At 33.1% G+C, this 22585-nt stretch carries 23 protein-coding genes; 20 read left to right on the forward strand and 3 right to left on the reverse strand.

Translation table 11 applies throughout. The annotated features are described in order from the left end of the window. Positions 1 to 125 precede the first annotated feature (125 nt). From DM397_RS14715 to DM397_RS14795, 17 genes are all read left to right on the forward strand, one after another. On the forward strand, positions 126 to 1406 hold the full coding sequence (locus DM397_RS14715) for a hypothetical protein (protein WP_111378266.1): 1281 nt from the start codon (positions 126 to 128) through the stop codon (positions 1404 to 1406). 300 nt (positions 1407 to 1706) lie between these two features. Next, positions 1707 to 3107 (forward strand): anthranilate synthase component I family protein, encoded by a 1401-nt coding sequence (locus DM397_RS14720; protein ID WP_111378267.1) that lies wholly within the window; start codon positions 1707 to 1709, stop codon positions 3105 to 3107. Between the two features lie 114 nt (positions 3108 to 3221). Further along, positions 3222 to 3665 (forward strand): hypothetical protein, encoded by a 444-nt coding sequence (locus DM397_RS14725; RefSeq protein ID WP_111378268.1) that lies wholly within the window; start codon positions 3222 to 3224, stop codon positions 3663 to 3665. 98 nt (positions 3666 to 3763) lie between these two features. Then, positions 3764 to 4330, forward strand: coding sequence for an anthranilate synthase component II (locus DM397_RS14730; protein WP_111378269.1), 567 nt, complete (start codon positions 3764 to 3766; stop codon positions 4328 to 4330). 85 nt (positions 4331 to 4415) lie between these two features. Next, positions 4416 to 4823 (forward strand): GNAT family N-acetyltransferase, encoded by a 408-nt coding sequence (locus DM397_RS14735; protein ID WP_111378270.1) that lies wholly within the window; start codon positions 4416 to 4418, stop codon positions 4821 to 4823. Positions 4824 to 4900: 77 nt separating this feature from the next. Beyond that, positions 4901 to 5893 (forward strand): anthranilate phosphoribosyltransferase, encoded by a 993-nt coding sequence (trpD, locus tag DM397_RS14740; RefSeq protein WP_111378271.1) that lies wholly within the window; start codon positions 4901 to 4903, stop codon positions 5891 to 5893. An 85-nt stretch (positions 5894 to 5978) separates the two neighbouring features. Further along, positions 5979 to 6764 carry an indole-3-glycerol phosphate synthase TrpC gene (gene trpC, locus DM397_RS14745; protein WP_111378272.1) on the forward strand — a complete coding sequence of 262 codons (786 nt, stop codon included), beginning with the start codon at positions 5979 to 5981 and terminating at the stop codon, positions 6762 to 6764. A gap of 140 nt (positions 6765 to 6904) precedes the next feature. Next, positions 6905 to 7537: a phosphoribosylanthranilate isomerase gene (locus DM397_RS14750; RefSeq protein WP_111378449.1), complete on the forward strand. Its 633-nt coding sequence runs from the start codon at positions 6905 to 6907 to the stop codon at positions 7535 to 7537. A gap of 12 nt (positions 7538 to 7549) precedes the next feature. Beyond that, a complete protein-coding gene (gene trpB, locus DM397_RS14755) occupies positions 7550 to 8731 on the forward strand; it encodes a tryptophan synthase subunit beta (protein ID WP_111363367.1) in 1182 nt (393 codons plus the stop codon). Positions 8732 to 8787: 56 nt separating this feature from the next. Next, positions 8788 to 9108 (forward strand): gamma-glutamylcyclotransferase family protein, encoded by a 321-nt coding sequence (locus tag DM397_RS14760; protein ID WP_111378273.1) that lies wholly within the window; start codon positions 8788 to 8790, stop codon positions 9106 to 9108. A gap of 9 nt (positions 9109 to 9117) precedes the next feature. Beyond that, entirely contained in the window at positions 9118 to 9855 is a 738-nt protein-coding gene (locus DM397_RS14765) for a carbon-nitrogen hydrolase family protein (RefSeq protein WP_111378274.1), read from the forward strand. 101 nt (positions 9856 to 9956) lie between these two features. After that, the gene (gene trpA, locus DM397_RS14770) at positions 9957 to 10718 is read left to right on the forward strand and encodes a tryptophan synthase subunit alpha (protein WP_111378275.1); all 762 of its coding nucleotides are present in this window, start codon (positions 9957 to 9959) and stop codon (positions 10716 to 10718) included. A 110-nt stretch (positions 10719 to 10828) separates the two neighbouring features. Then, a complete protein-coding gene (locus DM397_RS14775; protein ID WP_111378276.1) occupies positions 10829 to 11377 on the forward strand; it encodes a hypothetical protein in 549 nt (182 codons plus the stop codon). Positions 11378 to 11639: 262 nt separating this feature from the next. After that, positions 11640 to 12269: a TetR/AcrR family transcriptional regulator gene (locus DM397_RS14780; RefSeq protein WP_066033843.1), complete on the forward strand. Its 630-nt coding sequence runs from the start codon at positions 11640 to 11642 to the stop codon at positions 12267 to 12269. Further along, positions 12259 to 13578 (forward strand): TolC family protein, encoded by a 1320-nt coding sequence (locus DM397_RS14785; protein ID WP_111378277.1) that lies wholly within the window; start codon positions 12259 to 12261, stop codon positions 13576 to 13578. Before DM397_RS14780 ends, DM397_RS14785 begins: the two co-directional genes overlap by 11 nt. A gap of 12 nt (positions 13579 to 13590) precedes the next feature. Continuing rightward, positions 13591 to 14670 (forward strand): HlyD family secretion protein, encoded by a 1080-nt coding sequence (locus DM397_RS14790; protein ID WP_111378278.1) that lies wholly within the window; start codon positions 13591 to 13593, stop codon positions 14668 to 14670. Positions 14671 to 14675: 5 nt separating this feature from the next. Next, positions 14676 to 16262 (forward strand): MDR family MFS transporter, encoded by a 1587-nt coding sequence (locus DM397_RS14795; protein WP_111378279.1) that lies wholly within the window; start codon positions 14676 to 14678, stop codon positions 16260 to 16262. 260 nt (positions 16263 to 16522) lie between these two features. On the opposite strand, the gene yaaA is transcribed toward DM397_RS14795, so the two are convergent. After that, positions 16523 to 17281: a peroxide stress protein YaaA gene (yaaA, locus tag DM397_RS14800; RefSeq protein ID WP_111378280.1), complete on the reverse strand. Its 759-nt coding sequence runs from the start codon at positions 17279 to 17281 to the stop codon at positions 16523 to 16525. A gap of 1129 nt (positions 17282 to 18410) precedes the next feature. Between yaaA and DM397_RS14805 the strand changes: the two genes are divergently transcribed. From DM397_RS14805 to DM397_RS14815, 3 genes are read left to right on the forward strand one after another with little or no spacing between them, the layout of a single operon-like run. After that, positions 18411 to 18785, forward strand: coding sequence for a GxxExxY protein (locus DM397_RS14805; protein ID WP_111378281.1), 375 nt, complete (start codon positions 18411 to 18413; stop codon positions 18783 to 18785). A gap of 14 nt (positions 18786 to 18799) precedes the next feature. Continuing rightward, positions 18800 to 20233, forward strand: a complete 1434-nt coding sequence (locus DM397_RS14810; RefSeq protein WP_162615491.1) for a CCA tRNA nucleotidyltransferase — start codon at positions 18800 to 18802, stop codon at positions 20231 to 20233. Between the two features lie 15 nt (positions 20234 to 20248). Further along, on the forward strand, positions 20249 to 21274 hold the full coding sequence (locus DM397_RS14815) for a COX15/CtaA family protein (RefSeq protein ID WP_111378282.1): 1026 nt from the start codon (positions 20249 to 20251) through the stop codon (positions 21272 to 21274). Between the two features lie 117 nt (positions 21275 to 21391). On the opposite strand, the gene DM397_RS14820 is transcribed toward DM397_RS14815, so the two are convergent. Continuing rightward, positions 21392 to 22159, reverse strand: a complete 768-nt coding sequence (locus DM397_RS14820) for a LytR/AlgR family response regulator transcription factor (RefSeq protein ID WP_111378283.1) — start codon at positions 22157 to 22159, stop codon at positions 21392 to 21394. Positions 22160 to 22198: 39 nt separating this feature from the next. Then, a complete protein-coding gene (locus DM397_RS14825) occupies positions 22199 to 22585 on the reverse strand; it encodes a 2TM domain-containing protein (RefSeq protein WP_111378284.1) in 387 nt (128 codons plus the stop codon).

The raw sequence follows: 22585 nt of genomic DNA on the forward strand, positions 1-22585 counted from the left end.
AAAAACTTAACGTTCTTAATAATATAGTAACTCTTTCGTAATAAGTATCAGGACTTTGATTAACATACGGCTTCTATTTTTGGGACAATTAAAAAAATCAAAAACTAGAAATTAAAATCATAGTTATGAAAACAAAACTACATATTGTATGTATACTCTTCATTATCAGCTTTTTCGCACAAGCTCAACAACTGCCTAAAGGAATCACTGGCACTTCAAACTGGATGACCAACTGGACGAGCTTTAGACCGGCTGCTAATGACTACGGTGAAGCTACTAATATAATTGCAGGAACAATTGACAAAGACACTCGATTAGTAAAACGTAATATTTATCATTTAGTTGGTGTTGTGTATGTTACAAACAATGCAACTTTAACTATTGAGCCTGGAACTGTTATTCGTGGCGACGATAAGACATGCGGAACTTTAGTAATTACAAATGGCGCAAAAATTATGGCTGAAGGACTAGAAACTGATCCAATTGTTTTTACATCTGAAAATGAAATAAATAACAGAAAACCTGGCGACTGGGGCGGAATTATTATTTTAGGAAAAGCTCCTATAAATTCTCTAGGAGGAATTCACACTTTACCTTTTGATTTAGATCCAACTTTAAATCATTACGGAGGCCAAGATCCAGAAGATAATTCAGGAATCATGAAATATGTGAGAATCGAATATGCTGGAAGAAAATTAAGTGCTTCTAAAGAATTAAACGGTCTTTCTCTTGCTGGTGTTGGAAGAAAAACAACGGTTAGCCACGTTCAAATCAGTTATTCAAATGATGATTCTTTTGAATGTTATGGTGGAGATTTGAATCTGAACAATTTAGTTTCATACAGAACAACTGATGATGATTTTGATTTTACGCAAGGTGCTCAAATTAATATCTCTAACAGTATTGCAATTCGTCATCCGTTTTCTTCAGATATTTCAGGTTCAAGATGTTTTGAAGTAGATTCATATGAAAAAGTTGGCACAACAGATATGACCAAAAAAATGACCAAAATAAATGCAAGCAACATCACATTAGTTAATTTAGAAGAAAACAATCAAGGTTTGGTTAGAGAATCTGCTTACATTAAAGAAAATACATTCTTCAACTTAACCAATAGTGTGGTTTCTGGGTTTGCCCCTTTCATTTTATTGGAAGGAAATATCGGAAACGGTGAAGCCAATCTATCAAAAATCACTTTTAAAAACGTTGTGGCAAATAATTGCCAAGGTGAAATTGAAAGCGAATCTGGAAGCAATATTCCAGGTATAAAAAGCTATTATGGCAACTCAGCTTTTGGAATAGAATACACAAAAATGAAACTTAACGAGCTGTTTGCGCTTCCAAACATCAAAGGAAACCCAGATTTTAGATTAAATGTAAACAACACGATAGCAAGTGGAAATTAAGGAGTTACAGAAGCATTCCAAATCAAAATTTAACAAATTTCATAAATTAGAAAAGATTTTTTTCAAATTTTATATACTTTAATTAAAATTACATTTATATCTTTGTCACATCAAAATAAAGAAATGAGAACAATTTTAAACAATACTTGGTGGTGGAGCAATTTACGTCAGACGTCGTGAACGAAGCTTCCTATGGTATTGTAAGAAATATAAAAATATAAAGGGCTTGTCATCACGACAAGCCCTTTTTTTTTGATCAAAACCGAAACATAAATTAACAACACATAAAAACTATATATTTTGAAACCTTTTATTCTTAATACACATTACAAACAAATTCTGGCAGATACGGTTACGCCAGTAAGCATTTATTTCAAAATCAGAGATGAATTTCCAAACAGCTTATTGCTAGAAAGTAGTGACTATCACGGAAATGACAATAGTTTCTCTTACATCTGCTGCAATCCGATTGCTACTATAAAAATCGAAAATGAAGTTATCTCTAAAACTTTTCCAGACGGAACTTCAGAGAAAATCGCTATTGATGCTTCGACTAATATTCCCCAGGTAATTCAGGAATTTTCAAGTCAGTTTCAATCAGAGAAAAACGATTTTAAATTCATTAATAACGGTTTGTTCGGATATATCTCTTACGATGCAGTTCGTTATTTTGAGAAAGTTTCAATTGCAAAAAAAGATAATGCCACTTCAATTCCTGATGTTTTTTATGCTGTTTATCAAAATATTATTGCAATCAATCACTTCAAAAATGAAGCTTATATTTTTTGCCACAGCGTTGACAATAAAAACAACATTGCAGAAATCGAGCAATTGCTTCAATCTAGAAACATTGCCTCTTATAAATTTTCTAAAGAAGGTGAAGGTTTTTCTAACCTAACCGATGAAGAATTTAAAGCAAATGTAGCTTTAGCTAAAAAACATTGCTACCGCGGAGATGTTTTTCAATTGGTTCTTTCTCGCCGATTTACACAAGGTTTCAAAGGAGACGAATTTAATGTTTACAGAGCTTTAAGAAGCATTAATCCTTCTCCATATTTATTCTTTTTTGATTATGGAGATTTCAAAATATTCGGTTCTTCTCCAGAAGCTCAAATTATCGTAAAAAACAGAAAAGCTGAAATTCATCCAATTGCTGGAACTTTCAAAAGAACTGGAAATGATGAGCGTGATGCACTTTTAGCAAAAGAACTTTCTGAAGATAAAAAAGAAAATAGCGAACACGTTATGCTAGTCGATTTGGCAAGAAATGATCTGAGCAGAAACGGACATGATGTAAACGTAGAAAAATACAGAGAAGTTCAGTTTTTCTCTCACGTAATTCACTTGGTTTCTAAAGTTACAGGACATTTACACGATAAAGCAACAACAATGCAAGTCGTAGCCGATACTTTTCCTGCAGGAACTTTAAGCGGTGCTCCAAAACACAGAGCGATGCAGTTAATTGAAGAATGTGAAAAAACAAACCGTAATTTCTACGGAGGCGCAATCGGGGTTATGGACTTTGACGGAAACTTTAATCACGCGATTATGATTCGAACGTTCCTTTCAAAAAATCATCAATTGCACTGTCAAGCGGGAGCTGGAATCGTAGCAAGCTCTGATGAAGAAAGCGAAATGCAGGAAGTTTATAATAAATTAAGAGCATTGAATACAGCGCTAGAAATGGCAGAACAGATTTAGTTTCAAGTTTTTTTAGTTTCAGGTTTCAAGTTATTGGAACGTGAAACTTGAAACTTGAAACCTGAAACCTTAAACTTGAAACAATTAAAAAACAAACCATAAAAACCACAAACTATGAAAAAAGCAGTATCAATTTTAGTTTTAATCATTACTATGACTTCTTGTAATTCAGAAAAAAAACAAAACCCGATTGAAGGAACCTGGCGTCTTATATCAGCTGAAACCACAGAGAAAGATTCGACTTTTTCAACTTTCAATACAAAAACAAAAATGATCAAGATTATTAACGATACACATTTTGCCTTTTTTAATCATGATTTAAAACACGGAAAAGATACAACAGCAGCATTGTTCTTTGGCGGAGGCGGAAAATATACTTTAAAAGACAGTATTTATTCAGAACATTTAGAGTTTTTCAACAACCGCGATTGGGAAGATAGCAAATTTGAATTTGTGGTGAAAGTTCAAAACGACACCTTAATTCAAAAAGGAGTAGAAAAAGTAGAAAAATTAGGTGTAGATCGTGTTATCGTAGAAAAATACGTTCGAGAAAAATAAAAAATTTAGTTGCCAGTCTCAGTTTCTCCCGATAGCTATCGGGATCAGCAAAAAAACTTAGTAACTCAGAACCTTAGCAACTTAGAACCTTAAAAAAAATGAAAAAAATTTTAGTTATAGACAATTACGATAGTTTCACTTACAATTTAGTGCACTATTTAGAAGACTTAGACTGTGAAGTTACCGTTTACAGAAACGATGAATTTGATATTGATGAAATTGCATCTTTCGAGAAAATATTGCTTTCACCAGGACCTGGAATTCCTGATGAAGCTGGTTTATTAAAAGCAGTAATCGAAAAATACAGTCCTACAAAAAGCATTCTTGGCGTTTGTTTAGGACAGCAGGCAATTGGAGAAGTTTTTGGCGGAACGCTTTCAAACCTTGACAAAGTATATCACGGAGTGGCTACGAATGTAAAGACTTTAGTAGATGACGAAATTTTGTTTGAAGGTTTAGGAAATGAATTCGAAGTTGGAAGATACCATTCTTGGGTTGTTGACAGCAATTTGCCTGAAGATTTAGAAGCAACTTCTGTTGACGAAAACGGACAAATTATGTCTTTACGCCACAAAAATTATGATGTAAGAGGCGTTCAATTTCACCCAGAAAGCGTTTTGACACCAAATGGGAAAAAGATTTTAGAGAATTGGATTAAGAGTTAAAAAAGGTTTCAAGTTTCAGGTTTCAAGTTCTTGGAACGTCAAACAAAACTTGAAACCTGAAACCTGAAACAAAAAAACAAAACCAATGGAAATAACAATTTTAGAAACCCGAGAAATAAATATTGAAGATATTTTAGTCTTATATAAAGCAAATGAATGGAGTTCAGCTAGTAAACCAAACGAATTGTACAACGGATTATTAAATTCAGAAACATTAGTAACGGCTTGGGAAGGCAAAAAACTTGTTGGACTTGGGAATGCAATTTCTGATGGATTCTTAACAGTTTATTATCCGCATTTGCTAGTACTTCCTGAATATCAAGGAAAAGGAATTGGAAAATTGATTTTGGATAAAATGCAAGAAAAATACAGCCACTTTCACATGCAAATGTTAACGGCAGATGGGAAATCGGTTGATTTTTATAAAAAAAATGGTTTCGAAAGGGCTGGAAAAACAGAACCCATGTGGATTTATCAAGGGAATGAACATTAATAAAAGTATTCAGTCCCAGTCTCAGTAAAAACCTTAGAATCTCAGCATCTCAGAACCTTAGCAACTTAAAAGAAAAAATGAAAACTATATTAAACAAATTAATCAACCACGAAGTGCTTACTAAAGAAGAAGCCAAACAAGTATTGATTAATATTTCAAGCGGTCAATATAATCCAAATCAGATTTCGGCATTTTTGACTGTTTTTATGATGCGAAGCATAACAATTGACGAACTTTCGGGCTTTCGTGAAGCTTTATTAGACTTATGTATTCGTGTCGATTTATCAGCCTACAACACCATCGACTTATGTGGAACGGGCGGTGACGGAAAAGATACTTTCAATATTTCAACTTTAGCTTCTTTTGTATCGGCTGGCGCAGGAATAAAAGTGGCAAAACACGGAAATTACGGAGTTTCATCTATTTCTGGATCAAGCAATGTAATGGAAAAAATGGGAATAAAATTCAGCAACGATCCTTCATTTTTAGAAAAATGTATTGATCAGGCCGGAATCTGTGTCTTGCACGCTCCCCTATTTCACCCAGCCATGAAAAATGTTGGTCCAATTAGAAAAGAATTGGCGGTAAAAACATTCTTCAATATGTTAGGCCCAATGGTAAATCCGTCATTTCCGCAAAATCAATTAGTTGGAGTTTTCAACTTAGAATTGGCAAGAATGTACGCTTATTTATATCAAAATACCGATGTGAATTTTACCATCTTACATTCGCTTGACGGATATGATGAAATTTCATTAACTGGCCCGACAAAAACAATTTCTAATCACATGGAAGGAATGTTGAATCCAGAAGATTTTGGCGTTCATCTTTTATCTCAATCCGAAATTGAAGGTGGAAAAACCATCGAAGAATCTGCAGAAATTTTTACAAATATAATTTCAGGAAAAGGAAACGAAGCGCAGAATAATGTAGTTTGCGCGAATGCGGCAATGGCAATCGCAACGGTTACAAAATGTTCTCCAAAAGAAGGATTTGAATTAGCAAAAGAAAGTCTATTGTCAGGAAAAGGATTAAAAGCTTTACAGAAATTACAAGAATTAAGTAAATAAATTTTGTTTCAAGTTTCAGGTTTCAAGTTATTTTGAACGTTCTACAACTTGAAACATGAAACGTGAAACGTGAAACAAAACAATAATGAACATTTTAGATAAAATCATAATAGACAAAAAACAAGAAGTTGTTCTAAAGAAATCAATTATTCCAGTTTCTCAATTGGAAGCTTCTGTATTTTTTGGAAAACAAACTATTTCTCTTAGCCAGAAATTAAGAGAAAGCAATTCTGGAATTATCGCAGAACACAAACGCCGTTCGCCTTCAAAATCAATCATCAACAATAATTTTACAGTTGAAGAAGTGGTGAAAGGTTACGAAAATGCAGGCGCTTGCGGAATTTCAGTTTTAACCGATGGTAAGTATTTTGGTGGTTCTCTTGACGATTTACTTTTAGCAAGAGCTTCAGTAAATATTCCGCTATTGCGAAAAGAATTTATTGTAGACGAATATCAAATCCTTGAAGCAAAAGCACACGGAGCCGATTTGATTCTATTAATCGCAGCGGTTTTAACCCGAGAAGAAATTAAATCATTATCTGAATTCGCAAAAAGTTTAGGTTTAGAAGTTTTATTGGAAGTTCATAATCAAGAAGAACTAGAAAAATCGATTATGCCAACTTTAGATATGATCGGTGTGAATAACAGAAGCTTAAAAACATTCGAAGTAAGCTTAGATTTCAGTAAAGAACTAGCATCCCAAATTCCAAACGATTTTGTAAAAGTATCCGAAAGCGGAATCTCATCAATTGAAGCCATCCAAGAATTAAAACCATACGGCTACAAAGGTTTCCTAATTGGAGAAAACTTCATGAAAACCGACAACGCGGGACAAGCAGCAACGGATTTTATTAAAAATCTGGGCGTTTAAAAAATAGCCACGAATTCACGAATGATTGTAAATTAAATTCGTGAATTCGTGGCAGAAAAACTTTGCGAACTTTTTCGCATTTTAAACACAATACAGAAAGAAAAACCTTAGCGCGCTTTGCGTTAAAAACACACAACGAAATGAAACTCAAAATATGCGGTATGAAATATCCTGAAAATATTCTCGAAGTAGGCGCGCTCCTACCCGATTATATGGGATTTATTTTCTGGGAAAAATCCGCGCGATATTTTAACGGAACCATTCCTGAACTTATAAAAACAGTTAAAAAAGTAGGCGTTTTTGTAGATCAGAGTCAGGAAGAAATTCTGGAAAAAGTTGCAAAATACAATTTACAAGCCATTCAATTACACGGACATGAATCGGTTGAATTTTTATCAGAATTAAAAAATCAATTAGCAAAGAAAATTGAAATCATAAAAGTATTTTCGGCAGATGAAAATTTTGATTTCGAAACAATTAAGCCTTTCGAAAATGTCTGCGATTATTTTCTGTTTGACACAAAAGGAAAGCTTCCAGGCGGAAACGGAACAACTTTCGACTGGACAATATTAAAAAAATACAATTCAAAAAAACCTTTCTTTTTGAGCGGTGGCATCGGAATGAAGGAATTAAAAGCCATTGAAGAAATTTCAAAAACCAATTTACCGATCTACGCTGTCGATGTAAATAGTAAATTTGAAATCGAACCAGGGCTGAAAAATAAAAATCTATTTAGCAATTTCAAACGCAAATTTGATGTTGCCAACTTTTAAAATTTAAATAAAATGAGTTTTAACGTTAACGAAAAAGGATATTACGGAGAATTTGGCGGTGCTTATATTCCAGAAATGTTATATCCAAATGTAGAAGAATTACGTCAGAAATATTTAAGCATAATGGATGAACCAGATTTTAAAGCAGAGTTCAACCAATTGCTTAAAGATTATGTGGGACGCCCTAGTCCGTTGTATTTTGCAAAACGTTTATCTGAAAAGTACAACACCAAAGTTTATCTAAAAAGAGAAGACTTAAACCATACCGGCGCGCACAAAGTAAACAATACGATTGGTCAGATTTTATTAGCAAAACGTCTAGGCAAAAAAAGAATTATTGCCGAAACTGGAGCTGGCCAACACGGTGTTGCAACTGCAACAGTTTGCGCTTTAATGGGAATTGAATGCATCGTTTATATGGGCGAAATTGACATTGCACGTCAGGCACCAAACGTAGCGCGTATGAAAATGTTGGGCGCAGAAGTTCGTCCGGCACTTTCAGGTTCTAGAACTTTAAAAGATGCTACAAACGAGGCAATCCGCGATTGGATCAACAATCCTGTAGATACACATTATATTATTGGATCTGCAATTGGACCGCATCCTTATCCTGATATGGTGACGCGTTTTCAGAGTATCATTTCAGAAGAAATCAAATGGCAGTTGAAAGAAAAAGAAGGACGCGAAAATCCTGATTACGTTGTGGCTTGTATCGGTGGAGGAAGTAATGCTGCTGGAACATACTATCACTTTTTGCATGAGCCAGAAGTTGGAATTATTGCCGTTGAAGCAGCTGGAAAAGGAGTTGATAGCGGTCATAGTGCGGCAACAAGCAAACTAGGTAAAGTTGGTGTTATACATGGCTGTAAAACGCTTTTAATGCAAACTCCTGATGGACAAATTACAGAACCGTATTCTATTTCAGCAGGATTAGATTATCCTGGGGTTGGACCATTGCACGCACATTTAGCACAAACAGGACGCGGCGAATTTTTCTCTGTTACCGATGACGATGCTATGAATGCTGGTTTACAGCTTACAAAATTAGAAGGAATTATTCCGGCGATCGAAAGCGCACATGCGTTTGCAGTTTTGGATCAAAAGAAATTCAAACCTGAAGATATTGTAGTGATTAGCCTTTCTGGACGTGGCGATAAAGATTTAGATAATTACATTGATTACTTTAAATTGTAATAAAAGCATTAATTTGCACATCTCTAATCGCAACTATTAACGAGAAAAATATAATTATGGAAAAGTTATTCTCATACGGAACATTAAGATCGAAACAAGTTCAAATGCAGATTTTTAAAAAAGTATTAGTTGGAACTCCAGATCAGCTCTTGGGTTATAAACTAAAAAGTTTACAGATCGAAGAAGAATTTGGAATGGCAGATTATGTGGTAGCAATTGCAAGTGAAAATGCGGAGGAAAATATACATGGCGTAGTTTTTAATGTTTCTAATGCAGATTTAGCAAAAGTCGATTTATTTGAATCTAATTCGTACAGAAGAGTTCAGGTTAAACTGCAATCTGGAACAGTTGCTTGGGTTTATACCGAAAACAAATAATTGAAAAAAATGATTTTAGCGGCCGCACAGACAAAACCAAAACGTGGAAATATTGCTTCAAATTTATTAGACCATTATCGGCTTATTGAATTGGCGGCACAAAATGGAGCTCAACTAATCGCTTTTCCTGAAATGTCAATTACTGGATATGAAAGAGAAAATGCTAAGGAATTGGCTTTCGCCGAAGATGATTACAGAATAGACCATCTGAAAGATTTGGCAACCGACAATAACATTGTCATTATTGCTGGTGCTCCAATTTTAATTGAAAATCAATTGTTTATTGGCGAATTTATAATTGCTCCCAACGATTCGGTTTCTATTTATACGAAACAGTTCTTGCATGAAGGCGAAGATGAATTTTTCCAGTCTTCTTTTGACAATAATCCGATGGTTACGATTGAAGACCAAAATATTGCATTTGCGATTTGTGCTGATATTGACAATCCGAAACATGCTGAAAATGCTGCAAAAAATAACGCAGATATTTATATTGCGAGCATTTTCTTTTCGCCAAACGGTATTCCGAATGCGTACAGAGATTTACAAAATTATGCTGAGAAACATAAAATGAATGTTTTGATGTCCAATTTCAGCGGAGAATCTTGGGGTTCACCTTCGGCTGGACAAAGCGCTTTTTGGAATAATAAAGGAGAATTAATTGGTCAAATGAATGGCTCAGATTCTGGTTTATTATTGGTTGAAAAACAAAATAATGATTGGATAAGTAAAATCATAACAGTTTAAGTTCCTGCAAGGTTTTCAAAACCTTGTAGGTATAATTAAATCACATAAAATAAGAAACTTACAAGGTTTTAAAAACCTTACAGGAGAAAAACACACTAAAAATGAACAGAATAACTCAAAAATTACAAGAAGATAAAAAGATCCTTTCGATCTATTTTTCTGCGGGATATCCGAACTTAAATGATACTGTGCAGATTATTCAGGATTTAGAAAAAAACGGAGTTGATTTAATTGAAATCGGACTGCCTTTTAGCGATCCTTTGGCAGATGGACCAACCATTCAAGCGAGTTCTACACAAGCGCTTCATAACGGAATGACAACTCAAATTCTTTTTGATCAGCTGAAAAACATCCGCGAAAGCGTAAAAATTCCGTTGATTATCATGGGATATTTTAATCCGATGCTGCAATACGGAGTTGAAGCTTTTTGCCAGAAATGTGCTGAAATTGGAATTGATGGTTTAATTATTCCTGACCTTCCGGTTGATGTTTATGCAGATGAATACAAAGCGATTTTTGAAAAATATGGTTTGATCAATGTTTTCTTAATTACGCCACAAACTTCAGACGAACGTATTCGTTTTATTGACAGCGTTTCAAATGGATTTATTTATATGGTAAGTTCTGCAAGTGTTACAGGATCTCAATCTGGTTTTGGGGATGTTCAAGAAAACTATTTTGAAAGAATCTCTAATCTGAATTTGAAAAATCCTCAAATTGTTGGTTTCGGAATTTCAAATAAAGAAACTTTTAATCAAGCAACTAAATATGCTAAAGGTGCTATTATTGGAAGTGCTTTTATCAAACATTTGAGTGAAAGCGGAAGTGGGAAAATTGAGGAATTTGTTGGGGAGATTCGATAGATCATAAATTTACAAAATACAACACGGCATTTATTTTTTTAAGTGTCGTTTTTTTATGCGATGATATTAATGCATATATTTAAACAATAACTATTATTTCAGAATAACACATGAAAAAAATTCAGTTAATTTTAGCTTTACCTTTTATTATCTCAAGTTGTCAAAAAAAATCTGACTACTCGAAATTAACTTATAATCAAAAGGCAAACGAATTAATTCAGCAACTCCTTATTAATGACTCTTGCAATTGTGTTATGGAAATATCAGATATGCCAATGATTAAAACAAGCATGGTAGAAAATCCTAGATTCGATATTAGGAAAGAAATAGTAAAAAAACTACACTTAAAGAGCAAAGAACAATTGGATAGTTTGGAAAACATTTCTAAAAGTTTTATTCTAGATACTGTTTTTTTAAAACGCAAAAGCATAACGATTATTAAGCGAGATTCTATAACTATTTCAAATATAATTAAAGATCATGGTCGTGAACTAATAAAAAAATGTCCTAATGGAGTTTTAAGCTTTACAAAGCCAATTTTATATGAAGAAGGTAGAATTGCATTAGTAGATGCTAAGGTTGCTTTTTTTAGCTGTCTTTCAAGTCCATTAAAAATTTATAATTACAGAAATGAAAAATGGGTTTCTAATGACAATTAAAAGTAATATTAAAAAATTGACAAAGATTAAGACCTTTTTATTGTGGAGTTATTAATGAAGATTCCTTATTCGTTGGAATAACAAAAAAGATTAACAAAAGCTGAAATACTAAGGTGTTTCAGCTTTTTTATTTTAACTAATTAAACAACAAATTAACATAAATTATCGAAAACGCTTTATGTTAATATTATGTTAAAATAAATTTAAACAAGTGTTTAAATTAAACAAGTGTTTAATTTTGCATCCGATTAGAAACAATACTATGTCACACATCGAATTGAACGATAAAAAAATTCAGATTCTTAATGTTGCGGAAAGACTTTTTTCTGAGAAAGGATTTGAGGGTACATCGATACGGGATATCTCCAAAGAGGCCAAAATTAACATTGCTATGGTCTCTTATTATTTTGGTTCAAAAGAAAGGCTACTTGAAGCTCTTATTTTTCACAAAACCGTTGATTTAAAACTACAACTCGAAAATTTATTGCAAGAAGACATAGAACCTCTTGAAAAAGTCAATAAATTAATCGAAATTTACATCAACAGAATTTGCCTTAACAAAGGGATTTACAGGGTTTTACATTTTGAACTTTATAACAAAAAGAGAGAAAAAAGCCTTCAAGCTTTTACTGAACTTAAAAAAGGAAATTTAAAATCGGTGGAAAGCATTATCAAACAAGGTCAAGCCCAAGGAGTTTTTAGAAAAGATGTTAATATCCAACTCATTACGCCTACGATTATCGGAACCTTTTTTCACTTTCACATGAATCGCTCTTTCTTCGAAGAAATATTTGATTTAAAAACAGAAGAAATGTTTAACAATTACATTAAAAACGATCTTACAAAGCACATTCAACAAACTATAAAAGCGCTACTTGTTTATGAAAATTAGTCAATTAATGCTCTTTGGAGTTTTCTTCATCGGAATATCTTCAATGGAAGCACAAGAGAAAACAAGTTTAACCTTGGGTGAGGCCGTACAAATGGCTTGGGAAAAGAGTAACGAAGTTACGCTTGCCAATACTAAGGTAAACACAAAAAAATACGAATTAAAAACCGTAAAAAACAATCAATACCCAGATCTTAAAGTTTCTGGTCAATATCAGCGTCTTACAAAAGCATCGATTGATATGCCTAATCAAGGTGAAAGTGCTTCATTAGCTTCTCCAGACAGAGCAATGCTTGGAATGGCGAACTTAAGTCTTCCTATTTTTGCTGGATTTAAAATTCAAAACAGCATAGATGCCTATGAAGGAATGTACGAAGCAGAAACTGCTAATGCTGCAAAAACTAAAGAAGATGTTGCTTTAAAAGCAATCACTTATTATACAGCATTGTACAAGGCTCAAAAAACTTTAGATGTCTTAAACGAAAATCAAAAAAGCGCAAAACAACGTGTTACTGATTTTACAGAGTTGGAGAAAAACGGAATTATCCCGAGAAATGATTTATTGAAAGCGCAATTATTAGTTTCTAAAACGCAATTATCTATTGATGAAGCTACTAATAACATCAATAACATCAACTTTTATCTGACTACTTTACTGAAATTAGATCCAAATGTAAAAATTCAGGTAAATGAAGAAGATTTCTTTAATCTTAAGACAAGCAATTCTATAACATCTGATGCTGTTGCACTTGAAAGCAGAAAAGATTTAGAAGCAATAAGATTGCAAAGCAAAGCTTCTGAAGCTAATGTAAAAATTGCAAAAGCTGGGTATTACCCTTCAATTTCACTTTTAGGCGGCTATACAGCATTTGATCTAAAAGACATTGTAACTGTAAAATACGCAATGAACTTTGGAATCGGATTATCTTATGATTTATCAGGAATTCTAAAAAACAATGTTCATGTAAAAGAAGCAGAAAGCAAAGCATTGGAAGTAAAAAATACCGAAGCAATTATGACAGACCGCATTAAAGTAGAGGTTCAGAAATCTATTGAAGATTATGACCTAGCAATTAATCAAAGTGTGGTTTATGAAGAAGCATTACAGCAAGCTGCAGAAAACTACAGATTAGTAAAAGATAAATTTGACAATGGTTTATCTGACACTAATGATTTGGTAGAAGCAGATGTAGAGCATTTAAATGCCAAAATTCAAACTGCTTTATCTAAAGCAACCATTATTCAAAAATATTACGAATTACTTTCAGTATCAGGACAATTATCACAATCATTCAATCTTTCTAAAATATAATCGATAGCTCTCATGGAAAAGAAAAAAACAAATAAAAAATTCATCATCATACTTGCAGTTCTGATTTTAGGAGGCGGAACTTACGGAATATCTAAATACCTACACGGCCAAGCTCACGAAGAAACTGATGATGCTCAGATCGAAAAAAGAATGAATCCGATTATCCCGAGAGTTTCAGGATATATCAGCAAAGTTTATGTGAAAGATAATGATTATGTAAAAAAAGGAGATACTTTATTTACAATTGACAAGAGAGATTATCAATTAAAAATTGATGAAGCTAACGCTGCATTATTGGGAGCTGAAGGGCAATTTGAAGCTGCAAAAGCAGATATTGGAAGTGCTTACGCAAGCATCTCTGTTTCTGATGCTCAAATGAGATCTGCAAGCGGTTCTATCGAAAGTGCTAGAATTAGATTGAGACAACTTACAAATGATTATAACCGTTACAATAACTTGTACAAAACGCACACGATTACAAAACAGCAATACGAACAAGCTTTAACTGCAAAAGAAGAAGCTGAAAACCAAGTACGCGTTTTAGAACAACAGCAAAAAGCTACTTCATACCAAAAATCGGTTATTCAATCAAAATCTAAAGTTTCTGATAAACAGACAGAAGTTGCTGCAGCAAACATCAAAAAAGCAAAAACAATGTTGGATGTGGCACACTTAAACCTATCTTACACTGTAGTTACAGCTGCAATTGACGGTCAGGTATCTAAAGTTGATATTCAGCCTGGACAATTGGTTCAGCCAGGACAATCTTTATTCTACATCATCAATAATAATGAAGCTTGGGTTGTGGCTAACTTCAAAGAAACACAATTGAACAAAATGGTTGTGGGTCAAAAAGTAAGTTTAAAAGTTGATGCTTATCCAAACTATGAGTTTAAAGGAACTGTATCTTCTTTCTCTCCTGCAACAGGATCTCGTTTTTCATTATTGCCTCCTGATAACGCAACAGGAAACTTCGTAAAAACAATTCAGAGATTACCAGTAAAAATTACCATAGACGAATCAAACGATCCTGAAAAAGTAAAACTTTTAAGACCAGGTATGAACGTTGACGTAGATGTACATTTGAAATAAAATAAATGGCAACAGCAGTACAAGACGACGATTTAGTAGAATACGGTTTCAGACGCGTTATCATTACGATTACAGCAGTACTTTGTGCACTGCTGGAAATTGTAGATACGACGATTGTAAACGTAGCGCTGACTGACATGCGCGGAAGTCTTGGTGCTACCTTGACTGATGTGGCATGGGTAATTACAGCATACGCAATTGCGAATGTTATTGTAATTCCGATGACGAGCTGGCTATCACAGCAATTTGGAAGACGTAATTATTTTGTGGCTTCCATTATAATATTTACGGTCTGTTCCTTTTTGTGTGGTAATGCCACCAATATTTGGGAACTTGTAGCCTTCCGTTTCGTACAAGGTATGGGTGGTGGAGCATTACTAGTAACAGCCCAAACGATTATTACAGAAAGTTACCCGGTAGCAAAACGTGGAATGGCGCAAGCTATTTACGGAATGGGTGTAATTGTAGGACCAACATTAGGTCCGCCATTGGGAGGATATTTGGTAGATAATTATTCTTGGCCATATATCTTCTACATCAATATTCCGTTGGGGATTATTGCTACTATTTTGGCTTTAACTTTTGTTAGAAGTCCGAAATATGGAGAAAAACTAAAAGCGAATCAGGTGGACTGGTGGGGAATTATATTGCTAACTGCCTTTATTGGTTCTTTGCAATTCGTACTAGAACACGGACAACAAGATGACTGGTTTAATGATTCTACAATTGTGGCATTAAGTGTTGTTACTGTTCTTGGTTTGGTTCTCTTTATTTGGAGAGAGCTCACTTACGAATATCCAATTGTAAACCTAAGCGTTTTAAAAGATGGAAATCTTAGAATTGGAACCATTATGTGTTTTATTCTTGGTTTCGGTTTGTATGGTTCAACATTGATTATCCCAATTTATACACAGTCGATTTTAGGATGGACAGCAACTGATGCAGGTTTATTGTTGATTCCAGGATCTATTACAACGGCTATTATGATGCCATTTGTGGGGAATATGATTCAGAAAGGTGTGCCTCAAGGCTATATGGTTGGAGTAGGATTTTTAATTTTCTTCTTCTTTACCTTTATGATGTACAGCCGCATGACACCTGACACGGGGGTTGAACATATGTATTGGCCTTTAATTTTGAGAGGAATTGGTTTAGGATTACTTTTCGTTCCTATTACAACACTTTCGCTTTCGACTTTAAAAGGAAAACAAATTGGTGAGGGAGCAGCTTTTACCGGAATGATGCGTCAGTTAGGCGGGTCTTTTGGTATTGCAATTATCACTACTTTTATCACACGTTTCAGCCAGTCACACAGAGTAGATTTAATTAACAACCTAGATCCTGCCAAATTTGATGTGCAGCAGCGAATTGCAGGAATGCAACACGCCTTTATGGCAAAAGGATATAGCGCAGATGTGGCGCTGAAAAAAGCTTATCAAGCTATAGAATATTCTGTAATGAAGCAAAGCACTGTAATGGCTTATATGGATATCTTCCTTTATCTAGGAATTATGTTTTTATGTTGCATACCGATTATTCTCTTTATCAAAAAAGGGAAGAACAAAATTAGTGCAGCCGACGCAATGCATTAATAATAATAGATTTATAATACGCAGAAACGCCGAATTCATCATTTAGAATTCGGCGTTTATTTTTTTTTAAACATTTTATTTAACCGCAAAGTTCGCAAAGAATTTTATTTTTAAGAAGCGTTAAAAACCGCCAAGTTCGCAAAGCTTTGTAAAAAAACTTTGCGAACTTGGCGTATCCCGATAGATATCGGGATTGCGCTCTTTGCGGTTAAAAAAACTTAGAATCTCAGCAACTTAGAACCTTAGAAGCTTAAGAAAAATTACCTTGTAAAAACCAAATGATTCCCTTTAGAAAGATTCGCATCAAACTGATACCCTTCGTAATTAAAACCTTTTAAGTCATCTACAGTTTCAGCGTTGGTATCAATAATATAACGAACCATCATTCCTCTCGCCTTTTTCGCAAAGAAACTGATTATCTTTAGTTTCCCGTCTTTGTAATCTTTAAAATCTGGAGTGATTACAGGAACTTTTAAAGCTTTTACATCAACAGCAGAAAAATATTCGTTACTAGCTAAATTCACGAATAATTCATCTTTTTTCAATTCTTTGTTTAAAGCTTTCGTTACAACAGGTTTCCAGAATTCGTGTAGGTTTTTATATTCACCAACTGGCATTTTAGTTCCCATTTCTAAACGATACGCCTGCATTAAATCAAGCGGTTTCAAAAGACCGTAAAGTCCAGATAAAATTCTCAATTTATCCTGTAAAACCTCCAATTTTTCTAGTGGAATTGTATAAGCGTCTAAACCTGTATATACATCGCCATCAAAAGTATAAACCGCTGGTCGCGCATTTTCGGGTGTGAAAGGTGTTTTCCAATCCTGATTGCGTTTCCAGTTTAAATCGGCTAGTTTGTCTGAAATAGACATTAATTCTGATAATTCAGCTGGTTTTTTAGTTTTTACTACTTTATGAACCACTCTTGCTTCTTTTAAGAATGAAGGTTCGGTATATTGAGATGTTGGTAATTCTTTTTCGAAATTCAGTGATTTCGCTGGAGATATAACAATTTTCATGTGTGCTTTTTTCTATGTTTCAAAAATACAAATTGAATTTCTAAAAACAGATTATCGCAATTGATTTGTTTTATGGGACCATATTTTTTTTTCGCCACGAATTCACGAATTTATTTTTTTAAATCTTTGAGCATAATTTCGAATGAATTTCTGAAATTCACTATCCTATTTTTTTAAATCAATTAAAATTAATTCGTGAATTCGTGGCAGAAAAATTTAAATCATACAGAAATTCACAAATTATTTTTAAAATCTTTGAGCATAATTCCAAATGAATTTGTGAAATTCACTATCCTGTTTTTTTAAATCAATTAAAATTAATTCGTGAATTCGTGGCGGAAAAATTTAAATCATACAGAAATTCACGAATTATTTTTTAAAATCTTTGAGCATAATTTCGAATGAATTTCTGAAATTCCCTATCCTATTTTTTTAAAATTAATTAAAAATAATTCGTGAATTCGTGGCAGAAAAATTTAAATCATGTTGAAATTCACGAATTATTTTTTAAAATCTTTGAGCTTAATCTCGAATGAATTTGTGAAATTCACTATCCTGCTTTTTTAAATCAATTAAAATTAATTCGTGAATTCGTGGCGGAAAAATTTAAATCATGTTGAAATTCACGAATTATTTTTTAAAATCTTTGAGCATAATTTCGAATGAATTTGCAAAATTCACTATCCTGTTTTTTTTAAATCAATTAAAATTAATTCGTGAATTCGTGGCGAAAAAATTTAAATCATGCAGAAATTCACGAATTATTTTTTAAAATCTTTGAGCATAATTTCGAATGAATTTATGAAATTCACTATCCTGTTTTTTTAAATCAATTAAAATTAATTCGTGAATTCGTGGCGGAAAATTTAGATTAATTCGTATCATTCACCACCACTGTTTTTTATTTTAATAAAATTCAATTGAAAAATTGTGAATTTATTCAAAAAAGTGAGTAATAGATTGTAATAGGCATTTTCTATGTTGTAAATTTGCAACCATAAAATTCCAAAAACATTTTCAATACAAAAATTGAAAGTTGTATTCTAAATAATAGCCACAAATTCACGAATTAACTTTTTAAAAAATTAATTAGAAAAATTCGTGAATTCGTGGCGGAAAAATTTAGATTATGTCAAAAATATTGTATCAGCAGGAAAGCTATCAGATAATGGGAATTTTATTTGATGTTCATAGAAATTTAGGTGGAGGCTTTTCTGAAATTGTATATAAAGATGCTTTAGAATATGAATTCAAGAAAGCCGATATTCCATTTGAAAGAGAAAAAGAATATTTGGTAAATTATAAAGACATAATATTAGATCACAAATTTTATGCTGATTTTGTTTTGTTTGATCAAATTATACTTGAAATAAAATCAAGTGATTATTTACATCCAAAATACATTTCACAATGTCTTAATTATCTAAAAGTTTCCAAAAATAAATTAGCGATTTTAGCAAACTTTAATTCTTCCTCACTTGAACATAAACGTATTATTTTATAAAAATTAGTGAATTCGTGGCGATACAAACAAACTATAAAACTGCTTTACAAAATAAAATCTTCGATATCATTTCGAAAGCTTCTCAGGAATTAAATGTTGACTCTTATGTGATAGGAGGATTTGTTCGTGATTTGCTTTTAAACCGAGGTTCTAAAAAAGACATTGATGTAGTGGCTGTTGGAAGCGGCATCGAATTGGCTCTTAAAGTTTCAGATTTACTTCCGAACAAACCAAAAGTTCAGGTTTTTAAAACTTACGGAACTGCCATGCTTCGTTTTGAAGATACTGATATTGAATTTGTTGGCGCACGAAAAGAATCGTATAATCGTGACAGCCGAAATCCGATTGTAGAAAACGGAACTTTACAAGATGATCAAAATCGTCGTGATTTTACCATCAATGCATTGGCTTTATCCTTAAATTCAACTAATTTCGGAGATCTTTTAGATCCTTTTGACGGATTAACCGATTTAGAAAATAAAACAATCAAAACACCTTTGGATCCGGATATTACTTATTCTGACGATCCTTTGCGTATGTTGCGTGCGATTCGTTTTGCGAATCAATTGAATTTTGAAATTGAAGAAAATTCACTAAACGCCATCACCAAAAATGCTGATCGCATTAAAATAATTTCTGGCGAAAGAATCGTTGATGAGTTAAACAAAATTCTCTTGACCGATAAACCTTCAACTGGATTTTTACTTTTATACAAAACTGGGCTTTTAGATTTAATCTTACCAGAATTAACAGCGTTGAATCAGGTAGAAGAAATTGAAGGTCATACACATAAAAACAATTTTTATCATACGCTAGAAGTTGTCGATAACATTTGCCCAAATACAGATGATGTTTGGCTTCGATGGTCGGCATTATTGCATGATATTGGAAAAGCGCCAACAAAACGTTTTACAAAAAAACAAGGATGGACTTTTCACGGACATGAATTTCTGGGCGGAAAAATGGCAAAGAAAATCTTTGAACGTTTACACATGCCTTTAAACCATAAAATGAAGTTCGTTCAGAAAATGGTTATTATGAGTTCCCGTCCGATTGTTTTGGCTCAGGATATTGTGACTGACAGTGCAGTTCGCCGTTTGGTTTTTGATGCTGGTGAAGATGTAGAAAACTTAATGACTTTGTGCGAAGCGGATATCACAACCAAAAATCCATCGAAATTCAAGAAATATCATAAAAATTTCGAACTCGTACGCAAGAAGATTGTAGAAGTTGAGGAGCGTGATCATGTTCGTAATTTTCAACCGCCAATTTCTGGCGAAGAAATTATGGAAATATTTGATTTAAAGCCTTCTCGCGAAATTGGAATTTTAAAAGAAGCGGTAAAAGAAGCAATTTTGGAAGGCGTTATACCGAATGAATATCAGGCTGCTTATGATTTTGTAATTAAAAGAGCAGAGAAATTAGGCTTAAAAAAAGTTGAGAAATAAGTATTATTTAATAAAATGAAAAAAGAGAATAAATCAGTAATCATTTGGTTACTATCGGGTTGTGTTTTATTGTTTTTAATGGTTGTCGTGGGAGGAATCACACGTTTAACCAATTCAGGTTTATCTATGACCGACTGGCACTTGGTAACCGATACATTTCCGCCATTAACAGAAGCCAAATGGCAAGCCGCTTTTGACGAATATAAAAAATTTCCTGAGTACCAAAAAATCAACATTCACAACGATTTTCAATTGGCTGATTACAAATTCATTTATTTCTGGGAATGGTTTCACCGTTTTATTGGGCGTATTATTGGTTTGGTTTTCTTTGTTCCGTTTGTTTACTTTTTAGCCAAAAAGAGATTGGATACTCCAACGATTAAAAAATGCATCGTTCTTTTGGCAATGGGAGCTTTCCAAGGATTCTTAGGTTGGTTTATGGTAAGAAGCGGGTTAATTGACAATCCTGATGTAAGCCACTTTAGACTTTCACTTCACTTAACTTTTGCTTTTATCACATTTGCATATACACTTTGGGTAGCATTAGATTTGATTTATCCTGAAAGAAATATCAACAAGATTTTACCTCTAAGAAATATTGCGCGTTATGCTTTAGCGGCTCTACTTATCCAAATTATTTACGGCGGATTTGTAGCAGGATTAAATGCTGGATTAATCCATAATCATTGGCCTTTAATGAGCGACGGAGAATTTATTCACGAATCTGTTTTTATTGAGCAGTCTTCTTTAATAAAGAATTTAATTGAAGGAAAAAGCGGTGTTCAGTTTGTACACAGGACTTTTGCTTATGTAGTTGTAGCGATTATCCTTTTTCTTTTCTTCAAAAGTAAAAAATACACGCTTACTCACACTCAATCAAACGGAATCAAAACTTTAGTTGTTTTTGTTTTCATTCAGTTTTTATTGGGAGTTTTCACTTTATTATACAGTGTGCCTTTGGCTTTAGGATTAATTCACCAAATTATGGCGTTTTTCCTTTTAAGTGCTATGACATATACATTGCACCGTTTGAGCAAATAAAACAAGAAATATTAAAAACATAAAAGAGCCTTAAAAAATTTTAAGGCTCTTTTTTTATGATATCGACTTTAATCAAATGAATTAAAATCTGCTAAATTTCTATATTTTATTTATTCTTTATCCCAACCAAGCTTTAAAATCCTGAACTTTCTCTCGGCTTACAATTACCTCATCGTCTTTATAACTTGGCAAAATAACTTTTAATCTTGAATTAGTGTAAACCTGAATTTCTTTAATTGCCTTCAATGGAACAATAAATTTTCTGCTTACGCGAAAGAAATCCTTTTTATCCAGTTCTTGCTCTAAGATTTCTAAAGTTGAATCGATCAAATAATCACGATTGTCGTAGGTATGAATATAAGTTCCCTTATTTTCACTAAAAAAACATTCAATTTCTTCTGTTGTAATTACTTTTAAATGCTGACCAATTTTAACTGTAAATCTCTTTTTATACGTTTTTTCAAAAGGATTTGACAGCATTTGACGAATCTGCTCAAAATCCAATTGCATATTTGAAGATTCTGCTGCAACTTTTGGAAGACGTGATTTGAATTTTGAAACAGCTGTTTCAAGATCATCTTCGTCAATTGGTTTTAGAAGATAGTCAATGCTGTTTAATTTGAAAGCTTTTAGCGCATATTCATCATACGCCGTAGTAAAAATGATAGCGCTTTTAATGTCTATTTTTTCGAAGATTTCAAACGACAAACCATCCGATAGTTGAATATCCAAAAAAATCAAATCGGGATGCGGATTATTTTCAAACCAATGAACCGATTCTTCAACAGAGTGAAGCATGGTTTCTACAGTTACATCTAACTTTTCAAGCTTTCTCTGCAATAGTCTTGCAGCTGGTTTTTCGTCTTCTATAATTAATGTGATCATTTACTACAATGTGAAATTTGAAAAAATATGAATTCAAAGTTACTCCCATTTATTTTTATTTGCGACATCTTTTTCCATGTATTTTTGGATTTTTCTTTTCTCCCAATCTGGTCCAAAAATCCAATCAGCGCCAAAAACAGATAATGCGTGAGCTAATAAACCAATTCCCCAAAAAAATGCAGTCGAATAGGTATGTAATTCTGTTAAACCACTTAAATCCATTACCAGTAGACCTGCAGATTTATCTCGAGTCAAACTCGATACAATGATGATAATATTTACAATAATGAAAATTTTCAAATGCGAGTAAAACCTTTTAAGTCTTTTTACTCTTCTATAAGCTGCATTGTAATTTGGATCATCTGAATACTCTCCAAAATGATGTCTTGCATAATCTTCGTACATTTCTCTTCTAAAACGTCCCAT

Source organism: Flavobacterium nitrogenifigens (assembly GCF_003254565.1).
Lineage (GTDB): Bacteria > Bacteroidota > Bacteroidia > Flavobacteriales > Flavobacteriaceae > Flavobacterium > Flavobacterium nitrogenifigens.

What these genes read in the sequence shown, in the direction of transcription:
- DM397_RS14735 (WP_111378270.1), top strand. Translation starts at nt 4,416, where the DNA reads ATGGAAATAACAATTTTAGAAACCCGAGAAATAAATATTGAAGATATT.
- DM397_RS14765 (WP_111378274.1), top strand. Translation starts at nt 9,118, where the DNA reads ATGATTTTAGCGGCCGCACAGACAAAACCAAAACGTGGAAATATTGCT.
- DM397_RS14750 (WP_111378449.1), top strand. Translation starts at nt 6,905, where the DNA reads ATGAAACTCAAAATATGCGGTATGAAATATCCTGAAAATATTCTCGAA.
- trpC (WP_111378272.1), top strand. Translation starts at nt 5,979, where the DNA reads ATGAACATTTTAGATAAAATCATAATAGACAAAAAACAAGAAGTTGTT.
- DM397_RS14775 (WP_111378276.1), top strand. Translation starts at nt 10,829, where the DNA reads ATGAAAAAAATTCAGTTAATTTTAGCTTTACCTTTTATTATCTCAAGT.
- DM397_RS14805 (WP_111378281.1), top strand. Translation starts at nt 18,411, where the DNA reads ATGTCAAAAATATTGTATCAGCAGGAAAGCTATCAGATAATGGGAATT.
- trpD (WP_111378271.1), top strand. Translation starts at nt 4,901, where the DNA reads ATGAAAACTATATTAAACAAATTAATCAACCACGAAGTGCTTACTAAA.
- DM397_RS14785 (WP_111378277.1), top strand. Translation starts at nt 12,259, where the DNA reads ATGAAAATTAGTCAATTAATGCTCTTTGGAGTTTTCTTCATCGGAATA.
- trpB (WP_111363367.1), top strand. Translation starts at nt 7,550, where the DNA reads ATGAGTTTTAACGTTAACGAAAAAGGATATTACGGAGAATTTGGCGGT.
- DM397_RS14795 (WP_111378279.1), top strand. Translation starts at nt 14,676, where the DNA reads ATGGCAACAGCAGTACAAGACGACGATTTAGTAGAATACGGTTTCAGA.
- DM397_RS14820 (WP_111378283.1), bottom strand. Translation starts at nt 22,159, where the DNA reads ATGATCACATTAATTATAGAAGACGAAAAACCAGCTGCAAGACTATTG.
- DM397_RS14730 (WP_111378269.1), top strand. Translation starts at nt 3,764, where the DNA reads ATGAAAAAAATTTTAGTTATAGACAATTACGATAGTTTCACTTACAAT.
- trpA (WP_111378275.1), top strand. Translation starts at nt 9,957, where the DNA reads ATGAACAGAATAACTCAAAAATTACAAGAAGATAAAAAGATCCTTTCG.
- DM397_RS14725 (WP_111378268.1), top strand. Translation starts at nt 3,222, where the DNA reads ATGAAAAAAGCAGTATCAATTTTAGTTTTAATCATTACTATGACTTCT.
- DM397_RS14815 (WP_111378282.1), top strand. Translation starts at nt 20,249, where the DNA reads ATGAAAAAAGAGAATAAATCAGTAATCATTTGGTTACTATCGGGTTGT.
- yaaA (WP_111378280.1), bottom strand. Translation starts at nt 17,281, where the DNA reads ATGAAAATTGTTATATCTCCAGCGAAATCACTGAATTTCGAAAAAGAA.
- DM397_RS14825 (WP_111378284.1), bottom strand. Translation starts at nt 22,585, where the DNA reads ATGGGACGTTTTAGAAGAGAAATGTACGAAGATTATGCAAGACATCAT.
- DM397_RS14715 (WP_111378266.1), top strand. Translation starts at nt 126, where the DNA reads ATGAAAACAAAACTACATATTGTATGTATACTCTTCATTATCAGCTTT.
- DM397_RS14780 (WP_066033843.1), top strand. Translation starts at nt 11,640, where the DNA reads ATGTCACACATCGAATTGAACGATAAAAAAATTCAGATTCTTAATGTT.
- DM397_RS14790 (WP_111378278.1), top strand. Translation starts at nt 13,591, where the DNA reads ATGGAAAAGAAAAAAACAAATAAAAAATTCATCATCATACTTGCAGTT.
- DM397_RS14760 (WP_111378273.1), top strand. Translation starts at nt 8,788, where the DNA reads ATGGAAAAGTTATTCTCATACGGAACATTAAGATCGAAACAAGTTCAA.